The organism is Pseudomonas sp. FW305-7, assembly GCF_058786735.1.
Genome location: NZ_JBYSZA010000003.1, coordinates 123,893 through 138,324 on the forward strand (window position 1 = coordinate 123,893; position 14,432 = coordinate 138,324).

Below are 14,432 nucleotides of genomic sequence, written 5' to 3' on the forward strand. Positions count from 1 at the left end.
CGAGCATTCTCAAGGACCCCATATGCGCAGTTCCAGTGACATTTCGCAAATGCGTCGTTTCGACGTGGGCAATCTGTGTGTTCTGGCACTGCAGACGCTGGTTTGGGGTATTACCCTGACGTGGCTGTCCCACACCGATGCGGGCGGGCTCAAATGGCTGGTGCTCATTCCGTTTTGTCTGGTCATGCAAGGCGTCTTCTCGATGATGCACGAGTCCTTTCATGGACTGGCGCACAGTCGCAAAAAACTCAACTACTTTGTCATGTGGTGGGCTTCTACCCTGTTTGGTGCTTCGGCCACGCTGATCCATATCAATCACCTGGGTCATCACGTCCGCAATCGCACACGCGCAGAGCTGGCCGACTTTGCAGTTGCGGGTGAGTCGCTGTGGTGCAAACGAATCGAGTACTACTTCGCGGTGCTGGGCGGTATCTGGTTGGCGGCGTTTATCGGCAGTCTTTTATTGCCGGTGCTGCCGGCGCGCATCACGGACAAGTGGTCGCAAACCGCAGAGGTCAACACCTATGCCGCAGCCTTCAAGGACTTCTCCAGCGCCGACTTCAAACGAATCCGCTACGAAGTCATTGCCGGTGTCGCCGCGTGGTTATTGATCGGACTGTTGCTGGGGTGGACGTGGCACGTTGTGCTCATCACCTATAGCGCTTTTGCATTTTCCTGGTCGTCGCTGCAGTGGGTGTACCACATGCGTACGCCGCTGGATGTCGTCGAGGGCGCCTATAACATGCGCGCCCCGCGACTGATTCGCTGGGCGTTTCTGAACTTCAACTACAACCTCACTCATCATCGGCACTCGGCCATGCATTGGCAGCAAATGCATGAGGCCTCCAACCTGAAGGAAACCCGGCCACTCTGGTATGGCTGGCTGCTGGTTTTCCTGCCGCCCCAGCGGTTACCCGATGACTTGACGCAACTGGACAAGACCTACTTCTGATGAGCGCCAACATGGATGTCAAACGCGCGCTGTGGCAGACCTTCCTCGAGCACGCCAAGCCGGCACTCGATCAATGGCACGCGCAACTCGAGCAACCGCAAGCAACGCAAGAACGCTTATTGCAGCGCCTGCTCGAAACCAATCGTGATTGCGCATTCGGCCGCGCCCACCACTTTGCCCGACTGCAGGACTCGTCGCAGTTTCGCGATAACGTACCGGTCCACACCTACGCACAACTGCAGCCGTGGATCGAACGCGCTCAACATGAATCCGCAGCGATTCTGACCACCGCCACACCGCTGTTTTTCGAGCGTACGAGCGGCAACAGCGCGCTGCAAAAAGCGATTCCCTATACGCGCGCCTTCCTCGCAGAAATGCACAGCGCGCTGACCGTGTGGCTCGCCGACATGCATCGCCAGGTGCCGGGCATCAGTCATGGCTCGAGTTATTGGTCGATGTCGCCGCCCCTGCAAATGCCCGTCGCCGGGCCCAATGGCATTTGTCTCGGCTCGGCCAGTGATCTGGAGTATTTGAGCGGCAGTCATCTGGCCGGTCTGGCAGGGACGTTGCTGATTCCAGAGTTTAACGGTGCACTGTCGCAATGGCGCCGCCAGACCCTGCTGGCCTTGCTGGCCGATGCTGATTTGAGCTTTATCAGCGTATGGAGCCCGACCTTTCTGACCAGCCTGTTACAGCCACTGTTCGACGCCGAAACACCCGAACAGTTGCAGACGTTTGCATGGCTGGAGGCCGCGCTCCCCGCGCCGCGCCGCTCGGCGTTACGCCGCGCGCGCGCCCAGGGTGACTGCAGCGAGTTATGGCCACGCCTGGCCGCCGTCAGTTGCTGGATGGAAGGTCCGAGTCGCCATTACTTCACGCAACTGGCCGCGCGTTTTCCGCAGGCGCAGTGGCTACCAAAAAGTCTGTTTGCCACCGAAGGCGTCGTGAGTGTTCCCTTCGGCGACGGACCGGGTTGCCCGTTGGCGATCGGCAGCCATTATCTGGAATTTCTTTGCGAAGACGGCAGCCTGCGCCACGCTCATTCGTTACGTCTGGGCGAAACGGCGCAGGTGCTGCTGAGCACCGGTGGCGGCTTGTACCGCTACGCTTTGGGCGATCGGGTCCGCGTCGTCGGCATGTCGGGCGCCACGCCACGGGTCGAGTTTGTGGGACGTGCCACGGGGACCAGTGATCTGGTCGGAGAAAAACTCGATGAACACGTCGTGCAGAACCTGTTCGAGCGTTGCCCGACCACCCAGGCTGGCGCATGTCTGATCCCCAATGCCTATGCTTCGCCACCGCATTACACGGCGCTGGTGGCGATGTCCCGAGACCTTGATGCCAGTGCTTTGGCGCTGACGATCGAGGCGGCACTGTCCGACGCCTTTCATTACGGCCAGGCACGCCAGCTCGGGCAACTGGGACCGGTGCAGGTGCGCCTGCTCGACGGCGGCGCTGATCAGCTCGCGCAGGTGCTGCAACAGGCGGCGGAGTCGAGCGGCATTCGTGCGGGCGACTTCAAGCCGCGTTCGCTTATCAATCGACTGGAAACAGCCGAAGCCCTTCTCGCTCTGACGGAAAGCTCATGTCGGCACCTTTGAACAACCTCCTCGAGACGCCCGACGATGGCACCCTCGAACAGTGGTATGTGGCGTGCGCACAGAAAGAACTGCGCAAAAACAAACCTTACCGGGCGAAGATTCTAGGCTTGAACCTGGTGCTTTTCCGCCAGCGTGACGGCCAGGTAGCCGCATTGCTCGACCAGTGCGTGCATCGCGGCACGCGCCTGTCGGCGGGCAAGATTGCCGACGATTGCCTGGTGTGCCCTTATCATGGCTGGCGCTACAACGCTCAGGGGCAAGTGGTGCATATCCCCAGCGTCGGCGAGAAGTCGTGCTCGTCGACATCCCCCGCGTATCGCTACCGCCAGCGTCACTTTGCGGTGCAGGAACAGGACGGACTGGTCTGGGTCTACACCGGCACAGGTGACCCGCAAAGCAAAACCGTGTTCAAGCTCCCGGTCTACGGCGAAAAACCCTGGCAGTCCTATTTCATGATCAACACCTTCGAGGCCGACGTCGGCAGCCTCGTGCAGAACTTCATGGATGTGCCACACACTGTTTTTGTCCACGAGGGTATCTTCCGTTCCAGCAGCGGGCGAACGATGGAAGCCACGCTGGCGTGTAAAGCGCAGAGCATTGAAGTGACGTATCACGACGACGGCGACAAGATCGGTTTGATGGACTGGCTGAGCAACCCAGACGGCGAGCCGCTGGTGCACACCGATCGTTTTTTTGCGCCCAACGTCACCCGCTGCGACTATCGGTGGGGCGAGCGTTCGGCATTCTTCATCATCAGTCAGATCACGCCCATCGATTCGCGCCAGTCGCGCGTCTACACCTACATCGCCTACCGCTTCCGCTTACCTCGCTGGGTACTGGGCCTGTTGCGCCCTTTCATTCATCTGTACACCCACATCGTGATTCGCCAGGACGTGAAAATCATTCAGGCGCACCGCCAAGGCCTCGACAATGTCGCGGATTTCAAACCGTGCAACGTGCAGGCCGATGCCGTTCATATAGGGGTCGAGCAGCTACTGGCCGCCGTAAAACGCGGAGAAGCGTTACCACCAGCACAACGCCGTGAATCGCGGATTCGCTTCGAGCTTTGAGAGCGGACGGTAAACGATTCACTGACGAATAGCGTTCCTCTGATCTTTGTTACAGTGAATGTCGATCGCTCTGCCGTGCTTTCGCAGCTGTTGCAAAGTCGGTAAGGTCGGCGCGTTTTCCCTATGCTCGGAGCACCTTATGCCCGCCCCTGTTCTGTCCGGCCCGCAATACCTTCGCGAAGGCCTCAAACTGGTCCTCAGCCCCGGCCTGCGACTGTTCGTGTTGTTGCCGCTGGCCATCAATCTGGTGCTGTTCGTCGGATTGATCTATCTGGCCGGCCACCAGTTCAGCCTGTGGGTCGATACGCTGATGCCCTCGCTGCCCGACTGGCTGAGTTTCCTCAGCTACATCCTCTGGCCCTTGTTCGTGGTGCTGGTGGCGTTGATGGTGTTTTTCAGCTTCACCATGCTGGCCAATATCATCGCCGCGCCGTTCAACGGTTTCCTCGCGGAAAAAGTCGAAGTGGTGGTGCGTGGCACCGATGATTTCCCGGCGTTCAGCTGGGGCGAACTGATCGAGATGATCCCGCGCACCCTCGCCCGGGAAATGCGCAAACTCGGCTACTTCCTGCCACGGGCCATCGGCCTGTTCATCCTCTCGTTCATCCCGGTGGTGAACATCATCGCCGCACCGCTGTGGCTATTGTTCGGCGTCTGGATGATGGCGATCCAGTACATCGACTACCCGGCGGACAACCACAAACTTGGCTGGAACGAAATGCTCGCCTGGCTGCGGCAGAAGCGCTGGCAGAGTATGAGTTTCGGCGGGATTGTTTATCTGGTGCTGCTGATTCCGCTGGTCAACATCCTGATGATGCCGGCTGCTGTAGCCGGGGCAACGCTGTTCTGGGTGCGTGAGCGTGGTGCCGAGGCACTGGCTCAGGAAAAAGCCTGAGCCTCCAGTCTTTAATCCTGATAACTCAGGGGTAAACGCCAGCTAACAACAGCCCTACCAACACCCACACCGCAACGCCTGGCAGGATGATCAGCAAGTTCCAGGCGTTGAGGCGATTGTTACTCAGGCCTTGCGGGTCGTTCGCAGCCAAATTGATCAGTTGTTGACCTTCGCTCGCGACATAAACTCTTATCGGCAACATGATCAAGGCGACAAGACCAAGAAAACTCAGCTCAGGAATCTGCTTGGGAAGCTTTTCGAATATGTGCGCGACTACGGTCAATACGACAAAGACTGTCGCCCACTGCTCAAGATCCCAATTGGATTTACCGCCCCTGTCGAGAATTCGTTTTTTGGCGAGCCGGTAAAGCTGATGCACAAAAAACAAATAGAAAAAAGCTCGCGCCCACGGCCATAGCTCTTGTTGAGTACTGCGCTTGTGCAGGCTCCAGTTCTTGTAAATCCAGAAATAGAAATACAGGCCAAAACTGAGGATCGACAGCAGAATGAACTTCCACCGTGCGACAACATAAAACTCTGGAGTTTGTTCACCCGCAACCAACAGTTGCGCCTCAGCCGGCGCATAAGCATTCTCGGACACAGCCGTTTTCCTGGAAAAAGAGTTTAAGCCAAAGCTAACGACCGCATAGGCCAAAGGTTTAGGCAGACAGATAAGCATCTGTCATCAATCCATCATCAACTCGACACAATGAAGACATGGCCTCAGCCGACACTAAGGTCATGACGACAGCTCTGCATATCACTCTGATCAGCGAAACCTTCCCACCGGAAATCAACGGCGTGGCCAATACCCTTGGCCGCTTGTGCGATGGACTGCGCGCGCGCGGGCATCGCGTCGAACTGGTGCGTCCGCGTCAGGCCGATGATCCGCAGCGCAGTGAAGATGATGCGCTGCTGTTGTGTCGCGGCTGGCCGTTACCCGGTTATCCGGGGCTGCAATGGGGTCAGTCGTCGATGCACAAACTGCTGCGGCGCTGGAAGCGTCAGCGTCCGGATGTGCTGTATATCGCCACTGAAGGCCCGCTCGGTTTATCGGCGTTGCGCGCGGCGCGGCGACTGGGGATTTCGGTTGTCAGCGGCTTTCACACCAATTTCCAGCAATACACCAGTCAATACGGCCTCGGTCTGCTGACCCGGATGCTGACCCATTACCTGCGCTGGTTTCACAACCGTTCGGCGCTGACGCTGGTGCCGAGCGTCAGTCAGCGCCTGGAACTGGAGCGCCGGCATTTCGAGCGTCTGGCCTTGTTGTCGCGAGGTGTGGACAGCCAGTTATTTCACCCAGCCAAACGGCTGAACGCTTTACGTGAGCAATGGGGACTGGGCGAGCGTGACATTGCGGTGATTCATGTAGGACGGCTCGCACCAGAGAAAAACCTTGGTTTACTCAAACGCAGCTTTGAAAAACTGCGCAGCACTTATCCACAGCGCAATATGAAGCTCATCGTGGTCGGTGACGGGCCGCAACGCATGGCACTGGAAAAGGATCTGCCCGAGGCGATCTTCTGCGGTTCGCAACGCGGTGAAGCCTTGGCGGCGCACTATGCGTCGGGTGATATGTTCCTGTTTCCAAGCCTGACGGAAACCTTCGGCAACGTGGTGTTGGAAGCGCTGGCTTCAGGGCTGGGTGTCGTGGCTTACGATCAGGCAGCGGCGGCGCAACATATTCGCCATGGCTACAACGGCGTGCTGGCAATGCCAGGCGATGAAGACGCGTTTTGCGATGCAGCGGCGTGGTTGCTGGAGGAGGACGAAACGTTGCGTTGCGTGCGGCTCAATGCGCGGCAGCATGCAAGTCGCCAAGGCTGGCCAGCGGTGATTGAGCAGTTTGAAAGTCATTTGCGTGGGGCGTGCGTGGGGGAGCAGGTTGTGCCGAATGCACAGACACTGCCTTAGGTCTTCGCTGATTTTGAAGCCGCCATCGCTGGCAAGTCGAAACGTCGCACCGCAGCTCCCACAAGGGGCTGTGATGAACACAATTTTTGTGAACACCCGCAAAACCTGTGGGAGCTGCGGTGCGACGTTTCGACTTGCCAGCGATGGCGCCAGTGAGAGCGACGCTTAAACCAGCGTCATCAACGCCTCACGGCTGAACGGCAGAATGTCCTGCTCACGCCCTTCACGCACTTTCAGCGCCCAGTCCGGATCGACCAGCAGCGCACGCCCCACCGCTACCAGATCGAACTCCTCTTTATTCAGGCGCTCCAGCAGGTTCTCCAGACTGGCCGGCTGCGCAACCTTGTCGGTGTTGACCATGAACTGCAGGAACTCGCCATCCAGGCCAACACTGCCAACGGTGATGGTCGGCTTGCCAGTCAGTTTGCGTGTCCAGCCGGCCAGATTCAGATCGGAGCCATCGAATTCCGGCTCCCAGAAGCGGCGCGTCGAGCAGTGGAAAATATCCACGCCAGCGTCGGACAGCGGCTTGAGGAACTCGCCCAGCGCTTCCGGGGTTTGCACCAGACGCGCGGTGTAATCCTGCTGCTTCCACTGCGAGAAGCGGAAGATGATCGGAAAGCTTTCACCGACCGCCGCACGCACGGCTTGAATCAGTTCGATGGCAAAACGCGAACGGTTGGCCAGGCTGCCGCCGTATTCGTCAGTGCGCTGGTTGCTGCCTTCCCAGAAGAACTGGTCGATCAGGTAGCCGTGAGCGCCGTGGATTTCCACGCCGTCCATGCCGATGTTTTGTGCATCTTTAGCGGCTTGAGCGAACGCGGCGATCACGTCCTGAATGTCTTGTTTGCTCATGCCGTGCACGACGACCTGACCGTCCTTGAGTTTTTCCGACGGGCCGTAACCCGGCACGCTGGCGTCCGGCTCGGTACCGATGCGCCGCACGCTGCCCACGTGCCACAGTTGCGGAACGATCTTGCCGCCCTCGGCGTGAACCGCATCGACAACTTTCTTCCAGCCGGCCAATGGCGCATCACCAAAGAACTGCGGCACGTTCGGATAGCCGTTCGAGGCAATATGGCCGACGGTGGTGCCTTCGGTGATGATCAGGCCGACACCGGCTGCTGCGCGACGGCGGTAGTACTCGATGACTTTCGAATTAGGCACGCCGCCTGGAGAAAACGAACGGGTCATGGGCGCCATGACCACGCGGGTCGGCAGTTCGAGGGCACCGAGATGAAACGGTTTGAACAAGGCTTGAACCGGCATTGGAAGGCTCCACAGGGAATGACTTTATGACGGCGATAATATGAAGCGTTGCAAGCTTTGAACAGCACTATTGATTTGAATGATTAAGGGATAGAAACGAAAAGATCGCAGCATCGGCAATCCCTGTGGGAGCTGCCGAAAGCTGCGATCTTTTGATCTTTGGCGATTTAACCCAGCGCCTTCTCGATCGCGCCAATCACCGTCGGATCATCCGGCGCCGTGCGCGGCGAGAACCGAGCCAGCACCCGGCCGTCCTTGCCGAGCAGAAACTTCTCGAAATTCCAGGTGATGTCACCGGGAAACTCCGCGCCCTCGCCCGCCAACAAGCGGTAGAGCTGATGACGATCGTGACCGTTGACTTCAAGCTTGCTCGACAACGGAAACGTCACGCCATAGTTGAGGCTGCAGAATTCCTGAATTTCCTGCTCGGTGCCCGGTTCCTGACCGGCAAATTGGTTGCACGGCAGGCCCAGCACACTGAAGCCTCGGCCTTTGAATTGCTGATAGAGGTTTTCCAGCGCCGCATACTGTGGGGTCAAGCCGCACTTGGAGGCGACGTTGACCACCAGCACGACTTGGCCCTTGAACGGTGCCAGCGGTAGCTCCTGACCATCCAGGGCTGTCAACTTAAGGTCGTGAAAAGCACTCATGACGGACTCCAGGATTCCCGTGTTCTACTCGAAACAGCCACTTGGCGAGGCCACCAAGGACAGCCGCGGACTAAAAAGGCGCCCGCAGGCGCCTCTCCAGTTCTCGAAAGCTTAGCGCAGAAATCAGTGGTGATGGCCACCTTCGCCATGGACGTGACCATGAGCGACTTCTTCCTGGCTGGCATCACGGATGTCAACGATCTTCACTTTGAAGTTCAGGCGCTGACCGGCCAGTGGGTGGTTGCCGTCGACAGTCACGTCGTCGCCGTCCAGGTCACGAATGGTGACGATCTGCATCTGGCCGTCCGGCGCCGAAGCGTGGAACTGCATGCCGACTTCCAGCTCGTCAACGCCTTCGAACATGCTGCGGCTCAGGGTGCTGACCAGTTCAGCGGCGTATTCGCCGTAAGCGTCTTCCGGTTCAACGGAAACTTCCAGCTCATCACCAACAGCTTTACCTTCCAGAGCTTTTTCCAGGCCCGGGATGATGTTGCCTGCGCCTTGCAGGTAAACCAGCGGAGCGCCGCCGGCGGAGCTGTCGATGACCTCACCAGCGTCGTTGGTGAGGGTATAGTCGATGGAGACAGCCTTATTGGCGGCGATCAGCATGGGGCGAGACCTTTTGCATAAGAATATAGAAAGGCCAAGTTTAGCGAAGCAATCGCGCGAAAGCGAACACAACCCGGACAAACGGGATTCGACCATTACCGGCTTTCATCAGGACGAGGAAGGTCACTGGGTGGCCGAGCTTTCCTGCGGCCACACCCAACACCTGCGTCATCAGCCGCCGTGGCAATCGCGAGCCTGGGTGCTGGACCCGGCGCAACGTATTGAAAAAATAGGCCAACCCTTTGCCTGTGGTTGGTGCGCGCAAGGCTCGGTTAGCGATAACCTTGGCGACTGAATTTCGGTAGTCAGCCAGACATAAGCTGACACCATTGCCATGCAACTTTAGAGAATTCGCATGCAAACTTTTTTTATCGCCCCCACCGATTTTGGCGTGGGCCTGACCTCCATCAGCCTCGGGCTGGTGCGTACATTGGAGCGAGCGGGCTTGAAAGTCGGCTTCTTCAAACCGATTGCCCAGCCGCATCCCGGCGACACCGGCCCTGAACGTTCCACCGAACTGATGGCGCGCACTCACGGCCTGAAGCCGCCGCAACCGCTGGGCCTGGCCCACGTCGAGCGGATGCTCGGTGACGGTCAGCTCGACGAGTTACTCGAGGAAATCATCGCCCTGTACCAACAGGCCGCCATCGGCAAGGACGTGCTGGTGGTGGAAGGCATGGTGCCGACCCGCAGCGCCAGTTACGCCGCACGGGTCAATCTGCACCTGGCCAAAAGCCTCGATGCCGAGGTGATTCTGGTCTCGGCGCCGGAAAACGAAGTGCTGGCCGAACTCTCTGGCCGTGTCGAATTGCAGGCGCAGTTGTTCGGTGGCCCGAAAGACCCGAAAGTTCTCGGTGTGATCCTCAACAAGGTCAAGACCGAAGAAAGCATGGACGCCTTCGCCGCGCGTCTGAAAGAACATTCGCCATTGCTGCGCAGCGGTGATTTCCGCCTGCTCGGCTGCATTCCGTATCAGCCTGAATTGAATGCGCCGCGCACCCGCGACGTCGCCGACCTGATGGGCGCGCAGGTGCTCAACGCCGGCGACTACGAAACCCGGCGGATGACCAAAATCATCATTTGCGCACGCACCATGCGCAACACCGTCGAGCTGCTCAAGCCCGGCGTGCTGGTGGTGACACCGGGCGATCGCGACGACATCATCCTCGCCGTCAGCCTCGCGGCGATCAACGGCGTGCCGCTGGCCGGTCTGCTGCTGACCAGCGACACCCTGCCCGATCCGCGCATCATGGATCTGTGCCGTGGCGCTTTGCAGGCCGGTTTGCCGGTGTTGTCGGTGAGCACTGGCTCCTACGACACCGCCAACCTGCTCAATGGCCTGAACAAGGAAATCCCGATCGACGACCGCGAGCGTGCGGAGATCATCACCGATTTCGTCGCCAGCCATCTCGACGCCAACTGGCTGCACCAGCGCTGCGGCACGCCACGGGAAATGCGCCTGTCACCTGCCGTATTCCGCTATCAACTGATCCAACGCGCCCAAGCCGCCAACAAGCGCATCGTTCTGCCCGAAGGCAGCGAGCCGTTTACCGTGCAGGCGGCGGCGATCTGCCAGGAACGCGGGATTGCCCGTTGCGTCTTGCTGGCCAAACCCGAAGACGTCGAAGCGGTGGCCCGCGCCCAAGGCATCGTGCTGCCGCCGGGGCTGGAGATTCTCGATCCGGACCTGATCCGCGAGCGCTACGTCGAACCGATGGTGGCCCTGCGCAAAACCAAGAGCCTCAATGCGCCGATGGCCGAGCAACAACTGGAAGACACCGTGGTGATCGGCACCATGATGCTCGCGCTGGATGAAGTCGACGGACTGGTGTCCGGCGTGATCAACACCACCGCCAACACCATCCGCCCGGCCCTGCAACTGATTAAAACCGCACCGGGCTGCACGCTGGTGTCGTCGGTGTTCTTCATGCTGTTTCCGGAAGAAGTGCTGGTGTATGGCGACTGCGTGATGAATCCGCATCCAAGCGCCGTGGAACTGGCCGAGATTGCCCTGCAAAGCGCCGACTCGGCTGCGGCGTTCGGCATTACCCCGCGCGTGGCAATGATCAGTTACTCCAGCGGCGAATCGGCCACCGGCGAAGAAGTCGAGAAAGTCCGCGAAGCCACCCTGCTCGCTCACGAACAACAGCACTCGCTGCTGATCGACGGCCCGCTGCAATACGACGCTGCCGCCAACGCGGAGGTTGCCCGGCAACTGGCGCCGAACAGTCAGGTGGCCGGTCGCGCCACGGTGTTCGTCTTTCCTGATCTGAATACCGGCAACACCACGCACAAAGCCGTGCAACGCAGCGCCGATTGCGTCAGCCTCGGGCCGATGCTGCAAGGCCTGCGCAAACCGGTGAATGATTTGCCGCGCGGCGCGCAAGTTGATGACATCGTCTACACCATCGCCCTCACCGCGATTCAAGCCGCCAACCGACCTATGGATGTGTAAATGCTGGATTTTCTACCTGCACCGTTGCGCGGCGTGATCGCCTCGCTGCTGTTGGCACTCAATACGATTCTGCTGTGCTCGTTTCTGTTCTGTGTGGCGCTGATCAAAGTGCTGCCATTCGACCTCGCCCGGCGTGCCTCACTCTGGTTGATGAGCCACACGCATGAAGCGTGGATCAGCAACAACAAAGGCTGGATGAACCTGGTGCGGCGCACGCGCTGGCACATCAGCGGGCTGCAAGGCCTGGACTACAAGCACTCGTACCTGATCACCAGCAACCATCAGAGCTGGGTCGATATTCTGGTGCTGCAATACGTGCTCAATCGGAAAATCCAGCCGCTGAAGTTCTTCCTCAAACAGGAGCTGATCTGGGTGCCGGTGATCGGCCTGGCTTGGTGGGCGCTGGGCTTTCCGTTCATGAAGCGCTATTCCAAGGCCTACCTGGAAAAGCACCCGGAAAAGAAAGGCAAAGACCTGGAAACCACGCGCAAGACCTGCGCGAAGTTTCGTAATAATCCGGTGGGGATCTTCAACTTCGTTGAAGGCACGCGCTTCACCGAAGGCAAGCATGCGCAGCAACAGTCACCGTTCAAATACCTGCTCAAGCCCAAGGCTGGCGGCATCGCGTTTGTGCTGGATGCGATGGGCGAGCAACTCGAGTCGATCGTCAACGTGACCATTCACTATCCGGGCGGCCGTCCGGGCTTCTGGGATTTGCTGTGTGGCAATGTGCGCGATGTGGTGGTGCACTTTGAAGAGCTGAAGATCCCGCAACAGTTCATTGGCAAGAACTACGATCAGGACGGCGAATATCGCCTGCAGTTTCAGGGCTGGATCAATCAGCTGTGGCTGGACAAGGATGCGTTGCTGGAACAGATGCACCGCGAATATCCAGCGAAGTCCTCAGGCGCCTGATCCGCCCTCATCGCTGGCAAGCCAGCTCCCACAGGTTTCTCTGCGTTACACAATCTTTGTGTGCGCTGAAAATCCCTGTGGGAGCTGGCTTGCCAGCGATAGCAATCTCAAGACAACAAAAAAGCCCGCCGAAGATTACTCATCGGCGGGCTTTTTCTTGCAGTTTGAAACTAGAAGCTTGTCGCTGCTTTATTGCTTAGATCGCGCCCCGCTTGCGCAGCAGATCCAGCACTTGCTTGACGCTGTCTTCCAGACTCAGTGTCTGCGTGTCGATCACCAGATCGGCGTTCAGCGGCACGTCGTACGGGAAGGATTCGCCCGGGATGTTGTCGCCGCCAGCCGCGTACAGACCTTGCGGATCACGCTCGGCGCACACGGCCGGCGAGGCCTGCACGTAAACGGTGAGCAGACGATCCTTGCCGATCAGATCCTTGGCCTGCTCGCGACCTTCAGCGCTTGGCGCAACGAACGCTGCCAGGGTCAGCAGGCCCGCTTCGTTGAACTGACGCGCCACGTGCGCGGCACGACGCCAGTTCTCGGTGCGGCCGGCGCGATCCTGTGGCAGACCTTTGTTGAGGTCGTGACGCAGGTTCTGGCCATCCAGCACAAACACCGCGCGGCCCATGTCGAACAGCTTGCGTTCAACCGCGTAGGCCAGGGTGCTCTTGCCCGCGCCCGACAGACCGCTGAACAACACGGTGGCCGGTTGCTGACCGAAACGCTGAGCGCGCTCTTCGGTGGCAACGTGGGCCAGTTTGCCGTGGTGCGAAGCCGTGCCATGAGCCACTGGCTGCGCGACGATCATGCCGGCGCCGACGGTGCCGTTGGTCAAGCGGTCGATGATGATGAACGCGCCGGTGGTGCGGTTGCTTTCGTAACCGTCGAGGGCGATCGGCGCGTCGAGCGCGATCTTCACCTTGCCGATTTCGTTGAGCTGCAACGCGCTCGCCGGGCCTTCTTCAAGGGTATTCACGTCGACCTTGTTGACGATGCTGGCAATGGAGCCCGGCACGTAACTGGTGGCGCGTTTGATGTCGTATTTCTTGCCCGGCAGCATCGGCTCTTCAGCCATCCACACCAGCATCGCTTCGAAGCTGTCGGTGACCGGCGGCACGTTGTCGGCATGCACCAGCAGGTCGCCACGGGAGATGTCGATTTCGTCTTCCATGGTCAGCGTCACCGCTTGACCAGGACCGGCGTGCTCCAGCTCACCTTCGAAAGTGACGATGGACTTCACGCGGCTGCTCTTGCCCGACGGCAGCACCACGACTTCGTCGCCCTTCTTGACGATGCCGCTGGCCAGTGTGCCGGCGAAACCGCGGAAGTTCAGGTTCGGACGGTTGACGTACTGCACCGGGAAACGCAGATCGGTGAAGTTGCGGTCGCCCGCCACTTCCACGGTCTCGAGAATTTCCATCAGCGACTGGCCTTTGTACCAAGGCGAGCGCTCGGACTTGTTCACCACGTTGTCGCCCTTGAGGGCAGACATCGGCACGAAGTGCATGCTGGTCGGCTTCATCTTCAAGCCTTCGGCGAACTTCAGGTAGTCGGCCTTGATCGACTCGAACACGCCTTCATCGAAGCCCTTCAAGTCCATCTTGTTGATGGCGACGACGATGTGTTTGATCCCCAAAAGGGAGGCGATAAAGCTGTGGCGACGGGTCTGGGTCTGCACGCCGTAACGGGCGTCGACGAGGATGATCGCCAGGTCACAGGTGGACGCACCCGTGGCCATGTTGCGGGTGTACTGCTCATGGCCGGGGGTGTCGGCGATGATGAATTTGCGTTTGGCGGTGGAGAAATAGCGGTAAGCGACATCGATGGTGATGCCCTGCTCGCGCTCGGCCTGCAAGCCGTCGACCAGCAATGCCAGGTCGATGTCATCACCGGTGGTGCCGACTTTCTTCGAATCGCGGGTGATCGCTTCCAGGTGATCTTCGTAGATCATCTTCGAGTCGTGCAGCAGGCGCCCGATCAGGGTGCTCTTGCCGTCATCGACGTTACCGCAGGTCAAAAAGCGCAGCAGTTCTTTACGTTCGTGCTGGCCCAGGTAGGCGAGGATGTCCTCGCTGATCAAATCAGAAACATGCGACATGACA

Annotated in this window: 13 protein-coding genes; 8 read left to right on the forward strand and 5 right to left on the reverse strand. The window is 59.2% G+C overall.

Annotation, left to right across the window (positions count from 1 at the left end; genetic code table 11):
• The first annotated feature begins 22 nt into the window (after nucleotides 1-22).
• The 4 genes from AC3WMT_RS05820 to cysZ all read left to right on the forward strand — a co-directional run bounded on the left by AC3WMT_RS05820 (nucleotide 23) and on the right by cysZ (nucleotide 4,518).
• A complete protein-coding gene (locus AC3WMT_RS05820) occupies nucleotides 23-952 on the forward strand; it encodes a fatty acid desaturase (protein WP_103303093.1) in 930 nt (309 codons plus the stop codon).
• Nucleotides 952-2,553, forward strand: coding sequence for a GH3 family acyl-acid amido synthetase (locus tag AC3WMT_RS05825; RefSeq protein WP_103303094.1), 1,602 nt, complete (start codon nucleotides 952-954; stop codon nucleotides 2,551-2,553). The genes AC3WMT_RS05820 and AC3WMT_RS05825 overlap by 1 nt, the downstream gene beginning before the upstream one ends.
• Nucleotides 2,538-3,623: a Rieske 2Fe-2S domain-containing protein gene (locus AC3WMT_RS05830; protein ID WP_103303095.1), complete on the forward strand. Its 1,086-nt coding sequence runs from the start codon at nucleotides 2,538-2,540 to the stop codon at nucleotides 3,621-3,623. Before AC3WMT_RS05825 ends, AC3WMT_RS05830 begins: the two co-directional genes overlap by 16 nt.
• Nucleotides 3,624-3,762: 139 nt before the next feature.
• Complete coding sequence (gene cysZ / locus AC3WMT_RS05835) at nucleotides 3,763-4,518, forward strand: sulfate transporter CysZ (RefSeq protein ID WP_103303096.1); 756 nt, start codon at nucleotides 3,763-3,765, stop codon at nucleotides 4,516-4,518.
• A gap of 25 nt (nucleotides 4,519-4,543) precedes the next feature.
• On the opposite strand, the gene AC3WMT_RS05840 is transcribed toward cysZ, so the two are convergent.
• On the reverse strand, nucleotides 4,544-5,197 hold the full coding sequence (locus AC3WMT_RS05840) for a hypothetical protein (RefSeq protein WP_103303097.1): 654 nt from the start codon (nucleotides 5,195-5,197) through the stop codon (nucleotides 4,544-4,546).
• A 38-nt stretch (nucleotides 5,198-5,235) separates the two neighbouring features.
• On the opposite strand from AC3WMT_RS05840, the gene AC3WMT_RS05845 reads away from it, so the two are divergent.
• Nucleotides 5,236-6,435: a glycosyltransferase family 4 protein gene (locus AC3WMT_RS05845; RefSeq protein WP_103303098.1), complete on the forward strand. Its 1,200-nt coding sequence runs from the start codon at nucleotides 5,236-5,238 to the stop codon at nucleotides 6,433-6,435.
• Nucleotides 6,436-6,600: 165 nt separating this feature from the next.
• Here the strand turns inward: AC3WMT_RS05845 and AC3WMT_RS05850 are convergent, their stop codons facing one another.
• The 3 genes from AC3WMT_RS05850 to AC3WMT_RS05860 all read right to left on the reverse strand — a co-directional run bounded on the left by AC3WMT_RS05850 (nucleotide 6,601) and on the right by AC3WMT_RS05860 (nucleotide 8,963).
• Entirely contained in the window at nucleotides 6,601-7,704 is a 1,104-nt protein-coding gene (locus AC3WMT_RS05850) for an NADH:flavin oxidoreductase (RefSeq protein WP_103303099.1), read from the reverse strand.
• A gap of 167 nt (nucleotides 7,705-7,871) precedes the next feature.
• Complete coding sequence (locus AC3WMT_RS05855; RefSeq protein ID WP_103303100.1) at nucleotides 7,872-8,354, reverse strand: glutathione peroxidase; 483 nt, start codon at nucleotides 8,352-8,354, stop codon at nucleotides 7,872-7,874.
• A gap of 123 nt (nucleotides 8,355-8,477) precedes the next feature.
• Nucleotides 8,478-8,963 (reverse strand): FKBP-type peptidyl-prolyl cis-trans isomerase, encoded by a 486-nt coding sequence (locus AC3WMT_RS05860; protein ID WP_095119463.1) that lies wholly within the window; start codon nucleotides 8,961-8,963, stop codon nucleotides 8,478-8,480.
• Here AC3WMT_RS05860 and AC3WMT_RS05865 point away from each other — a divergent pair.
• Genes AC3WMT_RS05865 through yihG form a run of 3 tightly spaced genes read left to right on the forward strand, consistent with a single transcriptional unit; the run spans nucleotide 8,932 to nucleotide 12,333 of the window.
• Nucleotides 8,932-9,258, forward strand: a complete 327-nt coding sequence (locus AC3WMT_RS05865; protein WP_103303285.1) for a DUF3565 domain-containing protein — start codon at nucleotides 8,932-8,934, stop codon at nucleotides 9,256-9,258. The genes AC3WMT_RS05860 and AC3WMT_RS05865 overlap by 32 nt on opposite strands.
• A gap of 60 nt (nucleotides 9,259-9,318) precedes the next feature.
• Nucleotides 9,319-11,418 carry a phosphate acetyltransferase gene (gene pta / locus AC3WMT_RS05870; RefSeq protein WP_103303101.1) on the forward strand — a complete coding sequence of 700 codons (2,100 nt, stop codon included), beginning with the start codon at nucleotides 9,319-9,321 and terminating at the stop codon, nucleotides 11,416-11,418.
• Nucleotides 11,419-12,333, forward strand: a complete 915-nt coding sequence (gene yihG, locus AC3WMT_RS05875; protein WP_103303102.1) for a 1-acylglycerol-3-phosphate O-acyltransferase, YihG family — start codon at nucleotides 11,419-11,421, stop codon at nucleotides 12,331-12,333. It abuts the gene before it with no gap.
• Nucleotides 12,334-12,529: 196 nt separating this feature from the next.
• Here yihG and cysN read toward each other — a convergent pair whose 3' ends face one another.
• The gene (cysN, locus tag AC3WMT_RS05880) at nucleotides 12,530-14,428 is read right to left on the reverse strand and encodes a sulfate adenylyltransferase subunit CysN (RefSeq protein WP_103303103.1); all 1,899 of its coding nucleotides are present in this window, start codon (nucleotides 14,426-14,428) and stop codon (nucleotides 12,530-12,532) included.
• Nucleotides 14,429-14,432 lie beyond the last annotated feature (4 nt).

Excerpts from the sequence above, each read along its gene's own strand:
- AC3WMT_RS05820 (WP_103303093.1), top strand. The coding sequence starts at position 23 with ATGCGCAGTTCCAGTGACATTTCGCAAATGCGTCGTTTCGACGTGGGC.
- AC3WMT_RS05825 (WP_103303094.1), top strand. The coding sequence starts at position 952 with ATGAGCGCCAACATGGATGTCAAACGCGCGCTGTGGCAGACCTTCCTC.
- AC3WMT_RS05830 (WP_103303095.1), top strand. The coding sequence starts at position 2,538 with ATGTCGGCACCTTTGAACAACCTCCTCGAGACGCCCGACGATGGCACC.
- cysZ (WP_103303096.1), top strand. The coding sequence starts at position 3,763 with ATGCCCGCCCCTGTTCTGTCCGGCCCGCAATACCTTCGCGAAGGCCTC.
- AC3WMT_RS05840 (WP_103303097.1), bottom strand. The coding sequence starts at position 5,197 with ATGCTTATCTGTCTGCCTAAACCTTTGGCCTATGCGGTCGTTAGCTTT.
- AC3WMT_RS05845 (WP_103303098.1), top strand. The coding sequence starts at position 5,236 with ATGGCCTCAGCCGACACTAAGGTCATGACGACAGCTCTGCATATCACT.
- AC3WMT_RS05850 (WP_103303099.1), bottom strand. The coding sequence starts at position 7,704 with ATGCCGGTTCAAGCCTTGTTCAAACCGTTTCATCTCGGTGCCCTCGAA.
- AC3WMT_RS05855 (WP_103303100.1), bottom strand. The coding sequence starts at position 8,354 with ATGAGTGCTTTTCACGACCTTAAGTTGACAGCCCTGGATGGTCAGGAG.
- AC3WMT_RS05865 (WP_103303285.1), top strand. The coding sequence starts at position 8,932 with ATGGAGACAGCCTTATTGGCGGCGATCAGCATGGGGCGAGACCTTTTG.
- AC3WMT_RS05860 (WP_095119463.1), bottom strand. The coding sequence starts at position 8,963 with ATGCTGATCGCCGCCAATAAGGCTGTCTCCATCGACTATACCCTCACC.
- pta (WP_103303101.1), top strand. The coding sequence starts at position 9,319 with ATGCAAACTTTTTTTATCGCCCCCACCGATTTTGGCGTGGGCCTGACC.
- yihG (WP_103303102.1), top strand. The coding sequence starts at position 11,419 with ATGCTGGATTTTCTACCTGCACCGTTGCGCGGCGTGATCGCCTCGCTG.
- cysN (WP_103303103.1), bottom strand. The coding sequence starts at position 14,428 with ATGTCGCATGTTTCTGATTTGATCAGCGAGGACATCCTCGCCTACCTG.